General features: G+C 71.8%; 20 protein-coding genes and 1 tRNA gene. 12 read left to right on the top strand and 9 right to left on the bottom strand.

The window, feature by feature from the left end:
* Positions 1–131 precede the first annotated feature (131 nt).
* Positions 132–1,832, top strand: coding sequence for a phenylacetic acid degradation protein PaaN (gene paaN, locus ACWD4A_RS05310; protein ID WP_451189750.1), 1,701 nt, complete (start codon positions 132–134; stop codon positions 1,830–1,832).
* On the opposite strand, the gene ACWD4A_RS05305 is transcribed toward paaN, so the two are convergent.
* From ACWD4A_RS05305 to ACWD4A_RS05295, 3 genes are read right to left on the bottom strand one after another with little or no spacing between them, the layout of a single operon-like run.
* Entirely contained in the window at positions 1,829–2,608 is a 780-nt protein-coding gene (locus tag ACWD4A_RS05305; RefSeq protein WP_451189748.1) for a TrmH family RNA methyltransferase, read from the bottom strand. The genes paaN and ACWD4A_RS05305 overlap by 4 nt on opposite strands.
* Positions 2,609–2,653: 45 nt before the next feature.
* Positions 2,654–3,922, bottom strand: a complete 1,269-nt coding sequence (locus ACWD4A_RS05300; protein ID WP_451189746.1) for an HTTM domain-containing protein — start codon at positions 3,920–3,922, stop codon at positions 2,654–2,656.
* A complete protein-coding gene (locus ACWD4A_RS05295) occupies positions 3,919–4,590 on the bottom strand; it encodes a DUF5819 family protein (protein WP_451189744.1) in 672 nt (223 codons plus the stop codon). The genes ACWD4A_RS05300 and ACWD4A_RS05295 overlap by 4 nt, the downstream gene beginning before the upstream one ends.
* Positions 4,591–4,799: 209 nt before the next feature.
* Between ACWD4A_RS05295 and paaA the strand changes: the two genes are divergently transcribed.
* The 6 genes from paaA (at position 4,800) to ACWD4A_RS05265 (ending at position 9,866) form a co-directional block, all read left to right on the top strand.
* The gene (gene paaA / locus ACWD4A_RS05290; RefSeq protein ID WP_451189742.1) at positions 4,800–5,777 is read left to right on the top strand and encodes a 1,2-phenylacetyl-CoA epoxidase subunit PaaA; all 978 of its coding nucleotides are present in this window, start codon (positions 4,800–4,802) and stop codon (positions 5,775–5,777) included.
* On the top strand, positions 5,774–6,061 hold the full coding sequence (paaB, locus tag ACWD4A_RS05285; protein ID WP_451189740.1) for a 1,2-phenylacetyl-CoA epoxidase subunit PaaB: 288 nt from the start codon (positions 5,774–5,776) through the stop codon (positions 6,059–6,061). The genes paaA and paaB overlap by 4 nt, the downstream gene beginning before the upstream one ends.
* 59 nt (positions 6,062–6,120) lie before the next feature.
* Entirely contained in the window at positions 6,121–6,822 is a 702-nt protein-coding gene (gene paaC / locus ACWD4A_RS05280) for a 1,2-phenylacetyl-CoA epoxidase subunit PaaC (protein WP_451189885.1), read from the top strand.
* Complete coding sequence (gene paaD, locus ACWD4A_RS05275; RefSeq protein WP_451189739.1) at positions 6,816–7,364, top strand: 1,2-phenylacetyl-CoA epoxidase subunit PaaD; 549 nt, start codon at positions 6,816–6,818, stop codon at positions 7,362–7,364. The genes paaC and paaD overlap by 7 nt, the downstream gene beginning before the upstream one ends.
* Positions 7,365–8,462 (top strand): 2Fe-2S iron-sulfur cluster-binding protein, encoded by a 1,098-nt coding sequence (locus ACWD4A_RS05270; RefSeq protein WP_451189737.1) that lies wholly within the window; start codon positions 7,365–7,367, stop codon positions 8,460–8,462.
* A gap of 111 nt (positions 8,463–8,573) precedes the next feature.
* On the top strand, positions 8,574–9,866 hold the full coding sequence (locus ACWD4A_RS05265; protein ID WP_451189735.1) for an acyl-CoA dehydrogenase family protein: 1,293 nt from the start codon (positions 8,574–8,576) through the stop codon (positions 9,864–9,866).
* A 109-nt stretch (positions 9,867–9,975) separates the two neighbouring features.
* Here the strand turns inward: ACWD4A_RS05265 and ACWD4A_RS05260 are convergent, their stop codons facing one another.
* The 4 genes from ACWD4A_RS05260 to ACWD4A_RS05245 all read right to left on the bottom strand — a co-directional run bounded on the left by ACWD4A_RS05260 (position 9,976) and on the right by ACWD4A_RS05245 (position 13,180).
* Positions 9,976–10,323, bottom strand: coding sequence for a rhodanese-like domain-containing protein (locus ACWD4A_RS05260; protein WP_451189732.1), 348 nt, complete (start codon positions 10,321–10,323; stop codon positions 9,976–9,978).
* Positions 10,324–10,333: 10 nt separating this feature from the next.
* Positions 10,334–11,143, bottom strand: a complete 810-nt coding sequence (locus ACWD4A_RS05255; RefSeq protein ID WP_451189731.1) for a hypothetical protein — start codon at positions 11,141–11,143, stop codon at positions 10,334–10,336.
* A gap of 156 nt (positions 11,144–11,299) precedes the next feature.
* Complete coding sequence (locus tag ACWD4A_RS05250) at positions 11,300–12,697, bottom strand: DUF2252 domain-containing protein (RefSeq protein ID WP_451189728.1); 1,398 nt, start codon at positions 12,695–12,697, stop codon at positions 11,300–11,302.
* 123 nt (positions 12,698–12,820) lie between these two features.
* Positions 12,821–13,180 carry a winged helix-turn-helix transcriptional regulator gene (locus ACWD4A_RS05245; protein WP_451189726.1) on the bottom strand — a complete coding sequence of 120 codons (360 nt, stop codon included), beginning with the start codon at positions 13,178–13,180 and terminating at the stop codon, positions 12,821–12,823.
* Positions 13,181–13,307: 127 nt separating this feature from the next.
* Between ACWD4A_RS05245 and ACWD4A_RS05240 the strand changes: the two genes are divergently transcribed.
* Together ACWD4A_RS05240 and ACWD4A_RS05235 are read left to right on the top strand one after the other, a co-directional pair.
* On the top strand, positions 13,308–13,958 hold the full coding sequence (locus ACWD4A_RS05240; protein WP_451189724.1) for an FMN-dependent NADH-azoreductase: 651 nt from the start codon (positions 13,308–13,310) through the stop codon (positions 13,956–13,958).
* Positions 13,959–14,199: 241 nt separating this feature from the next.
* Positions 14,200–14,526 (top strand): helix-turn-helix domain-containing protein, encoded by a 327-nt coding sequence (locus ACWD4A_RS05235; RefSeq protein ID WP_451189722.1) that lies wholly within the window; start codon positions 14,200–14,202, stop codon positions 14,524–14,526.
* Here ACWD4A_RS05235 and ACWD4A_RS05230 read toward each other — a convergent pair.
* Together ACWD4A_RS05230 and ACWD4A_RS05225 are read right to left on the bottom strand one after the other, a co-directional pair.
* Entirely contained in the window at positions 14,506–15,288 is a 783-nt protein-coding gene (locus tag ACWD4A_RS05230; protein ID WP_451189720.1) for a hypothetical protein, read from the bottom strand. The genes ACWD4A_RS05235 and ACWD4A_RS05230 overlap by 21 nt on opposite strands.
* Positions 15,289–15,528: 240 nt before the next feature.
* A tRNA-Leu gene (locus ACWD4A_RS05225) sits at positions 15,529–15,615 on the bottom strand.
* 448 nt (positions 15,616–16,063) lie between these two features.
* Here ACWD4A_RS05225 and ACWD4A_RS05220 point away from each other — a divergent pair.
* From ACWD4A_RS05220 to ACWD4A_RS05210, 3 genes are all read left to right on the top strand, one after another.
* Complete coding sequence (locus ACWD4A_RS05220; protein WP_451189718.1) at positions 16,064–16,903, top strand: FhaA domain-containing protein; 840 nt, start codon at positions 16,064–16,066, stop codon at positions 16,901–16,903.
* Positions 16,904–16,913: 10 nt separating this feature from the next.
* The gene (locus ACWD4A_RS05215; protein WP_451189715.1) at positions 16,914–17,447 is read left to right on the top strand and encodes an FHA domain-containing protein FhaB/FipA; all 534 of its coding nucleotides are present in this window, start codon (positions 16,914–16,916) and stop codon (positions 17,445–17,447) included.
* Positions 17,448–17,522: 75 nt separating this feature from the next.
* Positions 17,523–19,028, top strand: coding sequence for a Stp1/IreP family PP2C-type Ser/Thr phosphatase (locus tag ACWD4A_RS05210; protein WP_451189713.1), 1,506 nt, complete (start codon positions 17,523–17,525; stop codon positions 19,026–19,028).
* The last annotated feature ends 30 nt before the right edge of the window (positions 19,029–19,058 follow it).

The following is a 19,058-nucleotide window of genomic DNA, read 5'->3' as shown; positions in this document are numbered from 1 at the left end:
TTGTCCCGACCGATCGTTCGGTTACTGTATCCAGCGGGGGAACCACAGGCCCCCCGAAGCGTGTTGCCGACCTCTGTTGCCCGAAGCCTGTCGTCCCATCCGAGCCCAGCTCGACGAGGAGTTGGTCAGCCGTGACCGCCGGACTCAGCACCGCCCAGTTGATCGAGAAGCACCTCCCGACCCTCGACCAGGCGCTGGACGCCATCCGTACGCGCGTCTACTGGTCGCCCTTCCCCGAGCACCCGAAGGCGTACGGCGCGGAGGGCGTGCCGGGCAGCCTGAGCGCGGCCGACGGGCAGGCCGCGTTCGAGGCGCTGCGCGGCAAGCGCTTCGAGCTGGACCAGCCGGGCACGGACGGCTGGGCGGGCTCCGAAGTCTCCCCGTACGGGCCGGAGCTGGGCATCGAGTATCCGCACCCCGGCGTCGAAGCACTGCTGCCCGCCATGCGCGCGGCGATGCCGCAGTGGCGGGAGGCCGGCCCCCAGGCGCGGGCCGCGGTCTGTCTGGAGATCCTCACCCGGATCAACGCCCGTTCGCACGAGTTCGCCCACGCCGTCATGCACACCAGTGGTCAGGCGTACATGATGGCGTTCCAGGCCGGCGGCCCGCACGCCCAGGACCGGGGGCTCGAGGCCGTCGCCTACGCCTTCGCCGAGCAGGTCCGCACACCGCGGTCGGCGGACTGGTCCAAGCCGCAGGGCAAGCGCGAGCCGCTGGAGCTGCGCAAGGAGTTCACGCCCGTGCCGCGCGGCATCTCCCTGCTGATCGGCTGCAACACCTTCCCGACCTGGAACGGCTACCCCGGCCTGTTCGCCTCCCTCGCCACGGGCAACGCGGTGCTGGTCAAACCGCATCCGCGGGCCGTGCTGCCGCTGGCCCTGACCGTGCGCGTCGCGCGCGAGGTCCTCCGCGACGCGGGCTTCTCCCCCGATCTGGTCGCCCTGGCCGCCGAGCGGGACGGCGAGGGCATCGCCAAGCCCCTGGCCGTGCGCCCGGAGATCCGCATCATCGACTACACCGGCTCGACCGCGTTCGGCGACTGGCTGGAGGCCAACGCCCGCCAGGCGCAGGTCTTCACGGAGAAGGCCGGGGTGAACAGCGTCGTCATCGACTCCACCGACGACTACAAGGGCCTGCTGAGCAACCTCGCCTTCTCCCTGTCGCTCTACAGCGGCCAGATGTGCACCACCCCGCAGAACCTCCTCGTCCCGCGTGACGGCATCACCACGGACGCCGGGCACAAGTCCTACGACGAGGTGGTGGCGGACCTGGCCGCCGCGGTGAACGGTCTGCTGGGCGACGATGCCCGGGCCAACGCGCTGCTGGGCGCGATCGTCAACGGCCAGGTGAAGGAGCGGGTCGACGCCGCCGCGCAGCTCGGCGAGGTCGCGCTCGCCTCCCGGGCGGTGCCCAACCCCGACTTCCCCGACGCCACGGTCCGCACGCCCGTGATCGTCAAACTGGACGGCGCCAAGCCGGACTCCGAGGCGGCCTACCTCTCGGAGTGCTTCGGCCCGGTGTCCTTCGCCGTGGCCGTCGACTCGGCGGCGGAGGCCGTGAAACTGCTGCGGCGCACGGTGCGCGAGAAGGGTGCGATGACCGTCGGCGCGTACACCACGTCACCGGAGGTCGAGCGGCTGGTGGAGGAGGCGTGCCTGGAGGAGTGCGCCCAGCTCTCGCTGAACCTCACCGGCGGGGTCTACGTCAACCAGACCGCCGCCTTCTCCGACTTCCACGGCTCCGGCGGCAACCCGGCGGCCAACGCGGCGCTGTGCGACGGCGCGTTCGTCGCGAGCCGCTTCCGTACGGTCGAGGTGCGCCGCCCGGCCTAGCCGAGGGACTCCACGGGCCGGTCCGCGGCGGGGCCGCCCCAGTGGAAGAGGGCCATGGCGACACTGGTCGCGAGGTTGTAGCTGGAGACCTGCGGCCGCATGGGAAGGGCGACCAGCCGGGTCGCCCTCTCCCGCAGGTCGGGCGAGATCCCGTGCCGTTCGGAGCCGAAGGCGACGAGCGCGTCGTCGGGGAAGTCGACGGATCTGATGTCGTCGCCCTCCGGGTCCAGCGCGTACAGCGGGCCGGGCGGCAGTTCGGGCAGCGGCAGGCGCTCGACGGCGGTCGCGTAGTGCAGCCCGGCCCCGGCCCGTACGGCGTTGGGGTGCCAGGGGTCGATGTCGCCGGTGGTCACCACACCGGTGGCGCCGAAACCGGCGGCGAGACGGACGACGGCACCGATGTTCCCGAGGTTGCGGGGGTTGTCCAGCACGACGACGGGTGCCCGCCGGGGCGCCCGCGACAGGGTGTCGAGGTTCTTCCGACGGCTCGGCCGGACCGCCAGCGCGGCCACGCCCGTGGGGTGGACCCGGGGCAGCAGCTCCCGCAGGCTCCGCGCCGGGATCTCGACGAGCCGCTCCTCCAGCACCCCGGTCAGGTCGTCGGCCAGTCCCGCCGCGAGCGCCAGCGTGGCCGTCTTGTCGCCGCAGACCGCGAGCCGCACGTCCGCACCGAAGCGGAGGGCGTGCTTCAGGGCGTGGAAGCCGTCGAGCAATACGGCGTCGGGGGCGAGCTCGCCCCACTGTCGTACGGCTGCCACGGCTTCGTTCTCGGTCATGTCCTCAGCCTACGGGCCCGCCCCGCGGCGGCCGGTCGGGCCCGCTCAGCCCACCAGGGTGCGGGGGCTCTCCTCACCGTCGCGCTGCGGCGGTACCGGTTCCGCACTGCGGCCGGACAGCACCCGTCGCGGGACGCGGCCGACGGCGGTACCCAGGCGGCGCAGGAAGGACGTGGGCAGGAAGACCGCGTCGGCCACGATCATCGCCAGCGAGAAGAAGGGCAGTCCGAGGGTGACGGCGATGCCGAGGTGCTCGATCATCATCACCGCGAGCAGGACGTTCTTGACCCGCCGGTTCAGCAGGGTGAACGGGAACGCGGCCTGCACCGCCACCGTGCCGTAGGTCAGCAGCAGTACCATCAGACCGTTGCCGCCCAGGACGTGCGACAGCTCGGGCCAGGGCGAGAAGTAGTCGAGGTGCAGCGGGTAGTAGAGCGCGGTGCCGTCCTGCCAGCGTGAACCCTGGATCTTGTACCAGCCCGCCGTGGCGTAGATCAGGCAGACCTCCGCCATGACGACCAGCAGCGCCGCGTTGTGCGCCAGGTTTGCGAACACGTCCAGGACGGACTTGGGCTCACCGGGCGCGTAGCGGCACACGCACCACCACAGGCCCTGGACGAGCCACAGCCCCCAGAAGACCGCCGCCCAGCCGAGGCCCGGGAGCGGGCCGTCCGACGTCCACGACATCCGGGTGTGGCCGAGGGCCTGCGCGACGGCCAGTGCGAGACCGCACAGAACCCACAGCACGATTCCGGTGACGTCCGGATCGGCACCGGATCGCTTCGCGCTCCCCCCGGCCTCTCCATCGGCCTCTCCGCCGGCCGCTTCGGCCCGCTGTCTCCGCCGGGCGCGCCGGGCGTCGAGGGACCACACCAGTCCGCAGCGGGTGAGGACGGTGTAGAGCGCCATCAGGTGGATGACGTTGTCGCCGCCGTCGCCGAGGAAGACGCTGCGGTTCTGCAGCGACAGCACCCCGATCATGGACAGCACGGACATGGTCCGTGTCCGCCACCCGAGCATCAGCAGGGCGCTGGACACGATGGCGAAGACATAGACGGCTTCGAACCAGAGCTCGCTGTCGGACCAGACGAGGGTGGTGAAGGCATGGTTGTCGGCGGTCAGCCGACGCGCCATGTCCCAGCTCCAGGGGCCGTCGGGCCCGTACATCTCATGCCGGTTGGGCCACTCCCGGAGCAGGAAGCACAGCCAGGCGAAGGAGATGCCGATCCGTATCAGGGCCGTCTGGTAGCGGCCCAGGGAGGAGCCGGTGACGCGGTCGATGCCGCGCGCGAGGGAAGGCAGCGGGGAACTCACCGGTTCTTCGCCTCCGGCAGGTCGGCGGTGGTGACCGGCCACCAGTTCAGCACCCGGTACGCCGGTTTGGCCGCCGCCTTCTCGTCGCTCCACGGCGGCGGTGCGACCTGGCGGGTCACGGACCGCACCTGGACGCGCTCGACCGGACGGCTGTCCCGCTCGGCGCCCAGCCGCAGCATGACGATGCGCCGGACGTACTGCTCGGACAGGCTTCCGCGCAGGCCGTTCGGCTGCTCCTTCGCGTCGTGCGTGCTGACGTAGAAGTCCCAGGCCCGCCGCACCTCGTTCTGCTGCGTGTGGCTGGGGAAGGGGTTGTGGAGTATCTCGGCACCGTCCTGCGCGGAGAGGTCGGTCCACGGGGTGACCGTCGACCGGCCGTCGGCACCGCGCAATTCGGCACGGGCCTGGACGGCGATGTTCTGCTGGAGCGGATTCGGAGCGAAGAACTTCCAGTTCTGCTCGAACTCCGGATAGATGTACTCACCAATGGCCGCCGCGTGTTGCTTACTGACCGTGTTCGGCGGGGCGACGTGCAGGAACACCATCGCCAGATGGACCGCCGCGGCGACCGTCACCACGGCGACGCCGGTGGCTATGGCGATGCGCGACGGCAGGGAGAGCCCGGCGACGGAACCGGCCCGCTCGTCGTGTCCGTCATCCGCTTCCATACCCCGCCCCGATCCTGCGCGCTGCCTGGTCCTGCCTGGTTCTTGTGCACCCGAAACCCCGTTCTTGTGCACCCGAACCGTACCCAGGCCGCCCCGCGGAGCACAGCGCGCACTGGTTATCCACAGGCTTGACACCCTCGAATCCGCCGGACCACCATTGAACCGAACGATCGGTCGGTCGGGAGCTCGGGGGAAGGCAGGGGTATGCCATGACGACGACGGCACCGGACACACAGGACCAGGACACACGGGACCGCGAGGCGGTCTTCGACGCCACGGTGGCGGCCGACGAGCGCATCGAGCCGCGCGACTGGATGCCCGACGCCTACCGCGCCTCGCTCGTCCGGCAGATAGCGCAGCACGCGCACTCCGAGATCATCGGCATGCAGCCCGAGGCCAACTGGATCACCAGGGCACCCTCGCTGCGGCGCAAGGCCATCCTGATGGCCAAGGTGCAGGACGAGGCCGGGCACGGCCTGTATCTCTACGGCGCCGCCGAGACCCTGGGCACCGGGCGCGACGAGCTCCTCGACAAGCTGCACTCCGGCCGCCAGAAATATTCGTCGATCTTCAACTACCCCACGCTGACCTGGGCGGACGTCGGCGCCATCGGCTGGCTCGTGGACGGCGCGGCCATCACCAACCAGGTCCCGCTGTGCCGCTGCTCCTACGGGCCCTACGCCCGCGCGATGGTCCGCATCTGCAAGGAGGAGTCCTTCCACCAGCGCCAGGGCTACGAGCTGCTGCTGACCCTGAGCCGGGGAACCGAGGCGCAGCACGCGATGGCACAGGACGCCGTGGACCGCTGGTGGTGGCCGTCCCTGATGATGTTCGGCCCGCCGGACGACGAATCCGCCCATTCGGCCCAGTCCATGGCCTGGAAGATCAAGCGCCATTCGAACGACGAACTGCGCCAGAGGTTCGTGGACATCTGTGTCCCCCAGGCCGAATCCCTGGGCCTGGCCCTCCCCGACCCGGACCTCCGGTGGAACGAGGAGCGCGGGCACCACGACTTCGGCGCCATCGACTGGGACGAGTTCCACGAGGTGCTGCGCGGCAACGGCCCGTGCAACGAGGAGCGGATCGGCCGGCGGAAGCAGGCACACGAGGAAGGCGCGTGGGTGCGCGAAGCCGCCGCCGCCCACGCCCGGAAGCACGGCGGCACACCGGGGGAGGCACGGGTATGACCAGCGCCGATTGGCCACTGTGGGAGGTCTTCGTGCGGAGCAGGCGCGGGCTGTCGCACACCCACGCGGGCAGCCTGCACGCGCCGGACGCCACGATGGCGCTGCGCAACGCGCGCGACCTCTACACCCGGCGCTCCGAAGGCGTGTCGATCTGGGTGGTGCCCTCCACCGAGATCACCGCCTCCTCCCCGGACGAGAAGGACCCCTTCTTCGAGCCGGCCGCGGACAAGCCGTATCGCCACCCGACCTTCTACGACATCCCGGAGGGGGTGCGACACCTGTGAGCCCTACGCCCCCGGGCACCCCTGTCGCCCCCGTCGCCCCCTCGCCCAGCGCCGCCCCCATCGGCGCGGCGCTGGCGCTCGGCGACGACGCCCTGGTGCTGTCCCACCGGCTGGGGGAGTGGGCGGGGCACGCGCCCGTCCTGGAGGAGGAGGTCGCCCTCGCCAACATCGCGCTGGATCTGCTCGGGCAGGCCCGTGTCCTGTTCTCGCTCGTCGGCGACGAGGACGAGCTGGCCTATCTCCGGGAGGAGCGCGCCTTCCGCAATGTCCAGCTGGTCGAACAGCCCAACGGCGACTTCGCCCACACCATCGCCCGCCAGCTGTACTTCGCCACCTATCAGGAGCTGTTGTACGGCCAGTTGGCCACGGGGGAGGGCCCGTTCGCCCCGCTGGCGGCGAAGGCGGTCAAGGAGGTCGCCTACCACCGGGACCACGCCGAGCAATGGACGCTGCGGCTCGGCGACGGCACCGAGGAGAGCCACCGGCGCATGCAGACCGCGCTGACCGCCCTCTGGCGATACACGGGAGAGCTCTTCGCGCCCGTCGAAGGGCTCGACCTCGACACGGCGGGCCTGCGCGACGGCTGGCTGGCCCTGGTCTCCCGGACCGTCGAGCAGGCCACCCTGGCCCTCCCCACCGGCCCCCCGTCGTACGCCTGGTCCGCCGGAGCGGGCCGCCAGGGCATCCACACCGAACCGTTCGGACGGATGCTCGCCGAAATGCAGCACCTGCACCGCAGCCACCCGGGGGCGACATGGTGACCGCACCGGCCCCCCGGGAGCCGACCGCCCTGGAGGAGCGACTCCTCGCACTGGCCGGGTCCGTGCCCGACCCCGAGCTCCCCGTGCTCACCCTCGCCGAACTGGGAGTCCTGCGCGGCCTGCACCTGACCGGTCCGGGCCGGGTCGAGGTGGAACTGACCCCCACCTACACCGGCTGCCCCGCCGTCGAAGCGATGGCCGCGGACATAGAACGGGTGCTCCACGAGCACGGACAGCGGGAGGTCTCCGTGCGCACGGTGCTCAGCCCCGCCTGGTCCACGGACGACATCACCGCCGAAGGGCGCCGCAAACTGGGCGAGTTCGGCGTGGCGCCCCCGCGGCCGGGCGCGCGGGCCGCCGGGCCGGTGGCGCTCGCCCTGGGGCCGACCCGGCTCGCCGAGGAGACGGTCGGACCCGTCCCCTGCCCCCACTGCGGATCCACCGACACCACGCTGCTGAGCCGCTTCTCGTCGACCGCCTGCAAGGCCCTGCGCCGCTGCGAGACATGCCGCGAACCATTCGACCACTTCAAGGAGTTGTAGATGGCAGCAGCGGCCCGCCACGGCGCCTTCCACCCCCTGCGCGTGACGCACGTCGATCCGCTCACCGACGACTCGGTCGCCCTGACCCTCGCGGTGCCCGAGGAGCTTCGCGACGTCTACCGCTACGCACCGGGCCAGCACATAGCCCTCCGCCGGACCGCGGACGGCACCGAGATCCGCCGCACCTACTCCCTCTGCGGCCCCGCTCCGGCACCGGGCGGCGCCGGGGCGACGGAACTACGGGTCGGCGTGCGGCTGGTGGACGGCGGGGTGTTTTCCACCTACGCGCTGAAGGAGCTCTCCGCGGGCGACACGGTCGAGGTGATGGCACCGGCCGGGCGGTTCGTCCTGGAGCCGCGCCCCGGGTACTTCGCGGCGATCGTCGGCGGCAGCGGGATCACACCCGTCCTGTCCATCGCCTCGACGCTGCTCGCCCGGGTGCCCGATGCCCGGTTCTGCCTGATACGCAGCGACCGCACCACCGCCTCCGCGATGTTCCTGGAGGAGGTCGCCGACCTCAAGGACCGCTGGCCCGACCGCTTCCAGCTGGTGCACGTCCTGTCCCGCGAGGAGCAGCAGGCCGGGTTGCCGTCCGGGCGGCTGGACGAGCGGCGCCTGACGGAGCTGCTGCCCGCGCTGCTGCCGGTGGAGTCGGTGGACGGCTGGTTCCTGTGCGGCCCCCACGGCCTGGTGCGGGAGGCGGAGCGGGCACTGCTCACCCTTGGTGTCGGCCGGGACCGCGTCCACCAGGAGATCTTCCACGTCGAGACCGCGTCGGCCGCTTCCCCGGCCGACACCGGCCCCGCTCCCGGCGGTCCCGCGCGCAGCAGCGTGACCGCGAAGCTGGACGGGCGCAGCGGGAGTTGGCCGGTTCGGGAGGGTGAGCCGTTGCTGGAGACCGTGCTGCGCAACCGCGCCGATGCCCCGTACGCCTGCAAGGGCGGGGTGTGCGGGACGTGCCGGGCCTTCCTGGTGCGGGGCGAGGTGCGGATGGACCGGAATTTCGCGCTGGAGCCGGAGGAGCTGGCTGCCGGGTATGTGCTGGCCTGCCAGTCGCATCCGGTCACGGAGGAGGTGGAGTTGGACTTCGATCGCTGAGTGCCGGGCCGCACCGCTGTTCCCTATTCCTGCAACCTGTTCTACCTTGACGCACTATCAGTTCCGGGTGTCGATTCCGGGTGTCAGTGCCGGTGCGCGGGAGGACGGGCAGTGGACTTCACCTTCAGCGAGGAACAGCAGGCCGCCGCGGAGGCGGCCAGGGCCGTCTTCTCCGGGGTCTCCCCCGACAGCGTGCCCAGCCCCGCCCTGACCGGGGGCGCGGTGTCGGAGGACTTCGACCGGACACTGTGGGCGGCGCTCGCCGACGCCGATCTGCTGAGCCTGTTCATCGCCCCCCGGCACGGCGGTGCGGGGCTCGGGCCGATCGCGCTGTGCCTGGTGCTGCGCGAGGCGGGGCAGGTCCTGGCCCGGGTGCCGCTGCTGGAGTCGAGCGCGGCGGCCTTCGCCCTGAGCGCCCTCGACGACCGGGCCGCCGCCCGGGTGCTGCCCATGCTGGGCCGGGGTGAGCTCGTCGTCACGGTGGCGTCCAGCGGCCGTACGGGTCACGACCCTGCCGAACTCGCCGTCACCGCACGGCAGCTGACCGGGACCGGCGCCGGGACCAGGATCAGGACCAAGACCAGGAACGGCACCGGGAACGGGACCGGGACCCCAGCCGGAACCCCGGCCGGAAGCGGAATCGGCCGTGAGGCCGGGCGCGAGGGCCGCCGGGCGCCCGCGCAGCACGCCCGGCCCGCGTCGGCGGGTTCCGAGTGGCTCCTCGACGGGGTGCAGACCGCCGTGCCCTGGGCGCAGAGCGCGGACCGGATGCTCCTGCCCGCCCGCACCGCCGACGGACGCACCGTCCTCGCCCTCGTGCACCGGGACCTTCCCGGGGTCACCCTGGCCGACCAGGTGTCCACCAACGGCGAGCGGTACGCGGAGGTCCGGCTCGACTCCGCGCGGGTCGGCGGCGACGAGGTGATCGTCGGCGAGGGCGTGTGGGAACGGCTGCGAGGGCTGCTCACCCTCGGCACCGGCGCGCTCGCGCTCGGGGTCGGCACGGCCGTGGCCCGTATGACCGGCGCGTACACGAGCAAGCGCGAGCAGTTCGGCTTCCCGATCGCCACGTTCCAGGCAGTCGCCGTCCAGGCCGCCGATCGCTATATCGACCTGCGGGCCATGGAGGCCACGCTCTGGCAGGCGGCCTGGCGCATGGAGTCGGGGGCGGCCGGGGCACTCCCGGTCGCCGCGGACCTCGCCGTGGCGAAGATCTGGGCGTCCGAAGGCGTGCGCCGCGTCGTCCAGACCGCGCAGCATCTGCACGGCGGCTTCGGCGCGGACACCGGCTACGCCCTGCACCGGTATCACGCGTGGGCCAAGCAGTTGGAGCTGTCCCTCGGGCCCGCGGCGGCCCACGAAGAGGCTCTCGGCGACCTGCTGGCCGCCCACCCGCTGGACTGACCGACCGCCGACCGACCACCGGCAGGGCGCCCGGCCACGAGCGCCCTCGTCCCGGCTCCGGGTTCTGGACCGCGGGCTCCGGACTGCGGCTCCGGACCCCGGGCTCCTGCTAGATCACCGTGCCGGGCGTGCCGTCGTCGGCCACGACCGGACGGCCCGCGGCCTCCCAGACCTGCATGCCGCCGTCGACGTTCGCCGCGTCCAGGCCCTGCTGGACGAGGTAGGCGGTGACCTGAGCGGAGCGCCCGCCCGACCGGCAGATGACGTTGACCCTGCCGCCGCCGGGGGCCTTCTCCGTCAACTCGCCGAAGCGGGCCACGAATTCGCTCATGGGGATGTGGAGCGCCCCCTCGGCGTGCCCGGCCGCCCACTCGTCGTCCTCCCGGACGTCCAGCAGGAAGTCTTCGGACGCGAGGGCGTCGACACTGACCGTGGGGATACCGGAACCGAAATGCATGCCCCCGACGCTACCCGACCAGCGTGGCCAGGTGGGCCTCGCGTTCGGCGACCTGGACGGCCAGCCCCTCGGCGATCTCCTCCAGCAGCCGGTCCGGGTCGTCCGGCGCCATCTTGATCATCGCGCCGATCGCGGAGCCCTCCAGCTCCGCGGCCACGGCCGACAGCAGTTCCTTGCGCCGGGCCAGCCACTCCAGCCGGGCGTAGAGCTCCTCCGCCCGGCTGGGCCGCCGCTCCTCGGGCACCGGGCCCGCGGCCCACTCCTCGGCCAGCTCCAGCAGCAGTGCCTCCGAGCCGTCCGCGTAAGCGGCGTTGACCCGCACGATGAACGCCTCGCGCCGCACCCGGTCCGCCTCGTCCCGGGCCAGGTCCGGGTGGGCCTTGCGCACCAGCTCGCGGAAGGCCCGCCGGGCCTCGTCGCTCGGGCGGATCCGCTGCGGCGGGGTCACGGACTTCTCAGTGAGCATGGCGGTCGCCTCGGGCGACAGGCCGTCCGAGTCCAGCCAGCCGCCGAACAGCTCCTCGACGCCGGGCAGCGGCTGCACCAGGGCACGTGCCTCCCGGGCCCGCCGGACGTCCTCGGCGTCGCCGGTACGGGCCGCGACCGCCTCGGCGATCCGGGCCTCCAGCTCGTCGAGCCGCGCGTAGGCGGGGCCCAGCCGCTGGTGGTGCAGCCGGGAGAAGTTCTCCACCTCCACCCGGAAGGTCTCCACCGCGATCTCGAACTCGATCAGCGCCAGTTCCGCCGTGCGGACGGCCTGCTCCAGGCGCTGCGTGCCCGGCTCTTCGGCGTGCTGGGTCTCGGCTTCCGGATTCGTCACCCGACCAGCGTACGGTTTCCCCACCACCTCGGGGGCACCACGATCCCCCCGGGCCCGCACGTTCCGGCCCGCCCCAAGGCCCGGCCCCGGCCCCACGCGACCCTTGTCACAGCATCCGGTGTCACAGCATCCGGCACGGGAGCCGGGGCACCCGCGTCACACGCCCTGCTCCGCCGCCACCCTGCCGCTCCGCACCGCCGCCACCAGCTCCGCGTGATCCGCTTCCGTCCGGTCCGCGTACGTCACCGCGAACGCGGCGACCGCCTCGTCCAGTTCGGCCGATTTGCCGCAGTAGGCCGCTATCAGCCGGGGGTCCGCGCTGTGCGCGTGGGCGCGCGCGAGCAGCGCGCCCGTCATCCGCCCGTAGTCGTCGAGCTCGGCGGGGGCCAGGGCTGCCGGGTCGACGCTCCCCTTGCGGTTGCGGAACTGCCGTACCTGGTACGGCCTGCCCTCGACCGTCGCCCAGCCGAGCAGCACATCGCTGACCACCTGCATCCGCTTCTGCCCCAGCACCACACGGCGCCCCTCGTGCCCCGCCGGTGCGGGGGCGAACCCGGCCTTCTCCGCGTACGGCAGCAGCACCGAGGGCCTCGCCTCCTTCACCTGGAGCACGAGCGGCTCGCCCCGGTGATCGAGCAGCAGCACCACGTACGAGCGCAGCCCCACGCTCCCCGTGCCCACCACGCGGAACGCGACGTCCTGCACCTCGTACCGCGCGAGCAGCGGAAGCAGCTCCTCCGGCAGCGTCCCCAGGTACTCCCCCAGCGCCAGGGCGACCGCCACCGCCTCCCCGTCCGGCACCCGCCTGAGCACGGGCGGCGCGTCCACGAACCGCCGGCCGCCGCCCTCGGTCTTCTCTGTCGCCTTCGCGGCGAACCGCGCGCTCGTGTTCCGCCGGGCCTTCGCCGCGACCCGCTCCAGCGTGCCCAGCAGCGCGCGGGCGTCGGCGTGCGCGACGAGCTCCTCGTCGGCGATGGCGTTCCACGCGTCCGCCGCGGGGAGCCCGGCCAGCAGCCGCATCGTGTGCCGGTACGCGCCCACGGCGTCCCGCGCGGCCGTCCGGCAGGTGTCCTCGCCGGCGCCCGCCTCCCGCCCGGCCAGCACCAGGGAGACGGCGAGCCGCTTCACGTCCCACTCCCACGGCCCGTGCAGGGTCTCGTCGAAGTCGTTGACGTCGATGATCAGTTCACCGCGCGCGTCGCCGTAGAGGCCGAAGTTGGCGGCGTGCGCGTCCCCGCATATCTGCGCGCCGACCCCGGTCACGGCCGTGCGCGTCAGGTCGTACCCCATCAGCCCCGCGGTGCCGCGCAGGAACGCGAAAGGGGAGGCGGCCATCCGCCCGGCCCGTATCGGCGTCAGCTCCGGCAGCCGCCCGGCGTTCGTCGCCTCGACCGTCTCGACGGCCCCCGGGCGCCCCGCGTCGGCGGCCCACTCGGCGTGCTCCGAGCGCGGCACCCGCGCCCGCAGCGCCTTGCCGGCGGCCTTCGGCGAACCGGACCCTCCTCCGGTCCGGGCCGACCGTGCGAATCCCGGTACGTACGGCAGTCGCGACACAGCGCGCCACCTCCCCCTTCACGCCCGCAGACTTCCCGCCCGCAGAACTTCACGCCTGCAGGCTTCCCGCCCGCAGAAGAAGCCCGACTCCCCGGAAACTACCGCCTCCCACTGACAACGGGCTCAGCGGAAGGCGTCGGGACAGGAGCCGCCGTCCTGGAGGTGCTGCTCCGCCCACCGGCCCAGTTCCTTGAGCGCGGGCTCCAGCGCCGCGCCCGCCTCGGTCAGCCGGTACGCGACGCGCAGCGGGGGGCCGGTGTGCACCTCCCGTACGACCAGTCCGGCCGCGGCGAGCTGGGTGAGCCGGTCCGACAGCATGCGCTCGCTGATCCCCGGGATCGCCCGCCGCAGGTCGGCGAAGTGCACCGGCCCCTGCATCAGCGTGGCCACGATGAGCCCCGTCCAGCGCTTCCCGAACAGCTCGAAGACCCGCGTCATGCCCTCGCCGACACGCTTGCACGCCTGTACTCCACCGTCCGCCATGCCTCCAGGGTACTGCCCCTTTCTCTGCCCCTATAGAAAAGTAAGCTGCTGTGCTATTAATAGTTGCGTACGGAACTACACCCCGTAGCCCGGCGCCCGGCGCTACGCCCGTCATCAGGAGAACCCCATGGCCACGCTGCTGCACCTCGACTCCTCCGCCGCCCCGCAGGGCTCCGCCTCCCGCGAGGTCACCGCCGCCTTCCGCAAGGCGTGGGAGGAGCAGCACCCCGACGGCACGGTGATCTACCGCGACCTCGCCGCCGACCCGCTGCCGCACATCACCCCCGCGGGCATCGCCGCCGCCTTCGTCGCACCGGAGGACCGCACGGACGAGCTGAAGGCCGCCGGCGCGCTGCGCGAGGAACTCGCCGCGGAGCTGGAGCGCGCGGACGCGGTGCTGATCGGCGCCCCCATGTACAACTTCTCGATCCCCTCCAGCCTCAAGGCATGGCTGGACCAGGTGATCATCATGGGCCGCACGGCCGGTGTCGAGAAGCCCTCCGCCGCCGGTACCCCGGTGACCGTCGTCGCCTCGCGCGGCGGCTCCTACGCGCCGGGAACGCCCCGCGAGGACTCCGAGTTCGTGACGACCTACCTGGAGAAGGTCCTGAACGGCATGCTCGGTCTGGAGGTCGACTTCATCGTCCAGGAGCTGACCCTGGCCCACTCGGTGCCCGCCATGGCCGCCCTGACCGACAAGTCGGACGCCTCCCGCACCCAGGCCCACGAGGACGCCACCGCCAAGGGCAAGACCCTGGCCGCACGCTTCACCGCCTGACAGCCCGACAGCGGCCCGTCGGCATCCCGGCGACGGCCACCTGACAACATCTGGCCGAAATCGACCGTTCGCCGCGTCCTGCCTGGTCACCCGTGACCGGGCAGGCGGATTCCCACCCCACCGGCCCAATCTTTAGCCGAATCAAGGCTTTTAGCTAAGCCTAAAGGTGGCATTCTTTCTCTCAGGAGCCGCCCGGCGGACTCGGTCGTCCACAAGCACACACGACTCTTGGGGGGTAGCCATGGCCTGGCGCCACGGTACGGAGCGGAGCCACTCGGCGGATTTAGCAGGTGCCCGGGTGGCGCGCCACGCAACGGCCTCCCTTGCCGGGCTCGTCGCGGAACGGGGCATGTCCCGCAAGGAGTTGGCCGACCGCATGGGAGTCTCCCCCGGCAGAGTCAGCCAAATACTCTCGGGTGACGAGAATCTGACGCTGCGTTCGCTCGCGGCAGTCGCCGACGCCCTCGACGTGTGTGTGGAGGTCTCGTTCCGCGAACCGCCCACGGCCGAATGCAGAGAGCCCATGGAGGCCATGGAGACCCGGCCGTTAGCTCCGACCCACCATTGAGGCGCTCAACTCGCGCCGCAGCGCGAGGATCACCCTGTCGTCACTGCGCTTGCCGTGCGCGTGGGCCAGGTCGAGCAGATACGCACAGAGGTGCTCGGCCTCGCCGAACGCCCGTCGCGCCTGCCGTATCTCGTCACGCGTGCGCTCCCGCACCTGCTGATCGCACAGCTTCTCGATCTTCTGCTCAAGGGTGATCCACTTCTGCGCCGCGGCCCGCACCTCGCGGTGGCGCTCGTCGATCCTCTTCTTCAGATCGGCGCGGGTCCTGCCCGTACGTCCCGGGGTGTCGACCCGCGCGAGCAGATGCCGCCTGACACGGTCGGCGAAGACGTCGAGGTCCCAGCCGTCGGGGAAGCCGGTCGCCATCGCGTGACACCACTCGGCGCGATCCGTCCGCAGCCGCATCGCCAGGCTGTTGAGCAGCAGGGAGTCCCCCAGGGTCACGATGGCCATCAGGGGATGCTCACCGGATTCGCCCGCCTTGCGCTTGGGCATCAGCCCCAGCCCGGCGACGGCGCCCACCGCGGCCGGCGGCACGCTCGACGCGTGCGGCAGCAGCAGCCCGCTCGCCAGCGCCGCCATCGCGGCCGTCCAGAGCACCACGGCCACCGCCGCCGCGGCCGACCGGAACGTACCGAGCAGACGCCCGTCCTCACGGAAGCGCCAGACCAGACACACCCAGGTCACCGGCGCGCAGACGCCGGCGGGCAACACCCACTCCGACAGCACGGACGACTGGTCCCAGGCCACAGCGTCCCCCATTCCGGTTGCAGACGAGGCTCCCCACGACACCGGACTCGACGCCCTTCACACAGAGCCCCAGCGTGACTACGGAATGATGTTCCCACTCCGGCCACTACCGTGTGCAGCGATTCCGGCCAAGACTTCGCGTCCCGGGCTGCAAATCTCGCCATGGACCGACCAGAAGTCGACCAGCATCCGGACAAAGCGAAACGGACCCCTCCGAGTGATGTACATCACTTCGAAGAGGTCCGTCTCGACTGGTGCGCGAGGGGGGAGTTGAACCCCCACGCCCTTTCGGGCACTGGAACCTGAATCCAGCGCGTCTGCCTATTCCGCCACCCGCGCATGGGTGTTGTCCTCAGTCTTCCCGCAACCTCTCCGGACTCGTCCGTCCGGGTCTTGTGCGGTTCGCCTTCCGACATCGAGAACATTAGCACGGTGTGGCGGGTGCCTTCACACCCGTTGCTGGTGGACGGGCCGGGACGGACGGGGCGGGCCCCGGAGGGACCCCGGGAGCGACCTCGTGGACGGCGCCGCGGGGAGGGCCGTACAGAGGAAGCGCACCCACGGGACCGGCGGGTCCGCCAGGCACCCCACCGGTTGCGGGACACTGGCTCGCAACCGCCTCTACGATCCCTAGTGAAGGCGGTGCGGTACGAAGGCGAAGGCGACACTCGTCACTCCTGCCGCCGAAGGGGAACCAGCCGTTTTCCCGACGCGTGGATACGATCAGTAAGCAGTATCAGGAACGACATCGAGCATCAGGAACGTCACTGAGGGAAGGAGGTGCCCCGTGGGAGTACTGAAGCGCTTCGAGCAGCGACTCGAGGGTCTCGTGAACGGCACCTTCGCCAAGGTGTTCAAGTCCGAGGTGCAGCCGGTCGAGATCGCGGGCGCGCTCCAGCGTGAGTGCGACAACAACGCCACCATCTGGAACCGCGACCGCACCGTCGTCCCCAACGACTTCATCGTGGAGCTGAGCGCTCCGGACTTCGAACGGCTCAGCCCGTACTCCGGCCAGCTCGGCGACGAGCTCTCCGGCATGGTCCGCGACTACGCCAAGCAGCAGCGGTACACCTTCATGGGGACCATCAAGGTCCACCTGGAAAAGGCCGACGACCTCGACACCGGGCTGTACCGGGTGCGCAGCCGCACCCTCGCGGCCAGCGAGTCGCAGGAACCGCAGGTACAGCGCCAGGCCGCACCCCGTCCCGGCGGCGGCCCGGTCACCCAGGGTGCGGGCCACCCGGCACCGCCCGCGGGCCTGCCGCCCATGCCCGCGTCCCCGCCGCCCGGCGGCGGGCGCCCCGCGGCGCGCCCCGGCCCCTCCGCCGGAGCCGTGCCCGGTGCGCAGACCCGGCGCTGGATCGAGATCAACGGCACGCGGCACCAGATCTCACGCCCCACCCTCGTGCTGGGCCGCAGCACCGAAGCGGACGTACGGATCGACGACCCCGGCGTCTCCCGCCGGCACTGCGAGATCCGGGTCGGCACCCCCGCGACCATTCAGGACCTGGGGTCGACCAACGGCATCGTGGTGGACGGACAGCACACCACGCGCGCTACGCTCCGCGACGGCTCGCGCATCGTCGTGGGCAGCACCACCATCGTTTATCGGCAAGCCGAAGGGTGAAGCGGGGGCAATGTCAGAGCTGACCCTCACGGTCATGCGGTTGGGTTTCCTCGCCGTCTTGTGGCTGTTCGTCATCGTGGCCGTCCAGGTCATCCGCAGCGATCTCTTCGGCACGCGGGTGACCCAGCGCGGCTCCCGCCGTGGCGGCGGCGACCGCCAGACCCAGCGCGCGCAGACGCAGACCGCGCCGCCACCGCAGCGCCAGCAGCAGGCCGGCGGTGGCCGCCGTGCCGACCGCGGCCGCCGCGGCGCGCCCACCAAGCTCGTGGTCTCCGAAGGCTCCCTCACCGGCACCACGGTGGCCCTCCAGGGCCAGACCATCTCCCTCGGCCGCGCCCACGACTCCACGATCGTGCTGGACGACGACTACGCCTCCAGCAGGCATGCCAGGATCTATCCGGACCGCGACGGCCAGTGGATCGTCGAGGACCTCGGTTCGACCAACGGCACCTATCTCGACCGGACCAGGCTGACCACCCCGACCCCGATCCCGCTCGGCGCGCCGATCCGTATCGGCAAGACCGTCATCGAGCTGCGGAAGTAGTAGGACCATGACGACCGGAGGGTGGGCAGCGTGTCTGGGAAGGGGCTGTACCCGGAGCCGACGGGCGAGGTGCGCATGAGTCTTTCACTGCGTTTCGCCGCCGGATCGCACAAGGGCATGATCCGGGAGGGCAACGAGGACTCCGGTTACGCCGGCCCCCGCCTGCTCGCCATCGCCGACGGCATGGGCGGCCAGGCCGCGGGCGAGGTGGCCTCCTCCGAGGTGATCTCCACCCTGGTGGAGCTCGACGACGACGTCCCGGGCTCCGACATCCTCACGTCCCTCGGCACCGCCGTGCAGCGCGCCAACGACCAGCTCCGCGCCATGGTCGAGGAGGACCCCCAGCTGGAGGGCATGGGCACCACGCTCACCGCCCTGCTGTGGACCGGTCAGCGGCTCGGGCTCGTGCACGTCGGCGACTCGCGCGCGTACCTGCTGCGCGACGGCGTGCTCACCCAGATCACCCAGGACCACACCTGGGTGCAGCGCCTCGTCGACGAGGGCCGGATCACCGAGGAAGAGGCCACCACCCACCCGCAGCGCTCCCTGCTGATGCGCGCGCTGGGCAGCGGCGACCACGTCGAGCCCGACCTCTCCATCCGGGAGGTCCGGGTCGGCGACCGCTACCTCATCTGCTCCGACGGTCTGTCCGGCGTCGTCAGCCACCAGACGATGGAGGAGACCCTCGCCAGCTACCAGGGCCCCCACGAGACGATCCAGGAGCTGATCGAGCTCGCGCTGCGCGGCGGCGGTCCCGACAACATCACCTGCATCGTCGCGGACGTCCTCGACGTCGACGGCGGCGACACCCTGGCGGTCCAGCTCAACGACACCCCGGTGATCGTCGGCGCGGTCGCCGAGAACCAGCTCCAGGCGGGCGACGACGGCGCCCTGCACACCCCGGCCGGGCGGGCCGCCGAGCACGCCCGCGCCAACCGGCCCGTACCGCCGCAGCCCGGCGGCGGCTTCGGCCCGCCCGGCAGCGGCGAGCCGGGCATGAGCGGGGCGCCGGACGGCTCGTTCGGCGCCTTCATGGACGAGGAGTACGTCAAGCCCGTCCGCCGCGGCCGGTGGATCAAGCGGTCCCTGATCGTGGCCGTGGTGCTCGGCGTCGTCGCCGGAGGCCTCTACGGCGGCTACAACTGGACCCAGACGCAGTACTTCGTGGCCGCCAAGGACAACGACCACGTCGCCCTCTACCAGGGCATCAACCAGGACCTCGCCTGGGTCAGCCTCAGCAAGCTGTACCAGGACCACCCCGAGATCGAACTCAAGTACCTCCCGGTCGACCAGCGCGGGCGCGTGCAGGACACCATCGCGCTCGACAGCAAGGACAAGGCGGTCCAGAAGATCAAGGACCTGGGGCTGCTCGCCGGTGCCTGCAAGAAGGAGGACGAGCGGCACAAGGCGGAGCAGCAGGCCAAGGAGAAGCAGAGCGGCGAGCGGGCCGGCGGCGCCCTGGGCGACAGCAAGGAACCCAAGCCGAACGCCTCCGCCCAGGCCACTCCCACGACGCCCGCCCCGGGCCCCACCCTCAGCGAGGAAGAGCAGAAGTTGGTCCCGCAGTGCAGCACTCCGTGAAGCCGTAGGGGGCCAGCAACTCATGTCAGC

It is taken from the genome of Streptomyces sp. NPDC002537 (genome assembly GCF_053594975.1).
Note: the sequence above shows the minus strand (reverse complement) of the source record. Positions and strands in the feature narration are given on the sequence as shown.

What these genes read in the sequence shown, in the direction of transcription:
- ACWD4A_RS05305 (WP_451189748.1), bottom strand. Translation starts at nt 2,608, where the DNA reads ATGACCGAGAACGAAGCCGTGGCAGCCGTACGACAGTGGGGCGAGCTC.
- ACWD4A_RS05295 (WP_451189744.1), bottom strand. Translation starts at nt 4,590, where the DNA reads ATGGAAGCGGATGACGGACACGACGAGCGGGCCGGTTCCGTCGCCGGG.
- paaA (WP_451189742.1), top strand. Translation starts at nt 4,800, where the DNA reads ATGACGACGACGGCACCGGACACACAGGACCAGGACACACGGGACCGC.
- paaB (WP_451189740.1), top strand. Translation starts at nt 5,774, where the DNA reads ATGACCAGCGCCGATTGGCCACTGTGGGAGGTCTTCGTGCGGAGCAGG.
- paaD (WP_451189739.1), top strand. Translation starts at nt 6,816, where the DNA reads ATGGTGACCGCACCGGCCCCCCGGGAGCCGACCGCCCTGGAGGAGCGA.
- ACWD4A_RS05270 (WP_451189737.1), top strand. Translation starts at nt 7,365, where the DNA reads ATGGCAGCAGCGGCCCGCCACGGCGCCTTCCACCCCCTGCGCGTGACG.
- ACWD4A_RS05260 (WP_451189732.1), bottom strand. Translation starts at nt 10,323, where the DNA reads ATGCATTTCGGTTCCGGTATCCCCACGGTCAGTGTCGACGCCCTCGCG.
- ACWD4A_RS05245 (WP_451189726.1), bottom strand. Translation starts at nt 13,180, where the DNA reads ATGGCGGACGGTGGAGTACAGGCGTGCAAGCGTGTCGGCGAGGGCATG.
- ACWD4A_RS05240 (WP_451189724.1), top strand. Translation starts at nt 13,308, where the DNA reads ATGGCCACGCTGCTGCACCTCGACTCCTCCGCCGCCCCGCAGGGCTCC.
- ACWD4A_RS05235 (WP_451189722.1), top strand. Translation starts at nt 14,200, where the DNA reads ATGGCCTGGCGCCACGGTACGGAGCGGAGCCACTCGGCGGATTTAGCA.
- ACWD4A_RS05230 (WP_451189720.1), bottom strand. Translation starts at nt 15,288, where the DNA reads ATGGGGGACGCTGTGGCCTGGGACCAGTCGTCCGTGCTGTCGGAGTGG.
- ACWD4A_RS05215 (WP_451189715.1), top strand. Translation starts at nt 16,914, where the DNA reads ATGTCAGAGCTGACCCTCACGGTCATGCGGTTGGGTTTCCTCGCCGTC.
- ACWD4A_RS05210 (WP_451189713.1), top strand. Translation starts at nt 17,523, where the DNA reads ATGAGTCTTTCACTGCGTTTCGCCGCCGGATCGCACAAGGGCATGATC.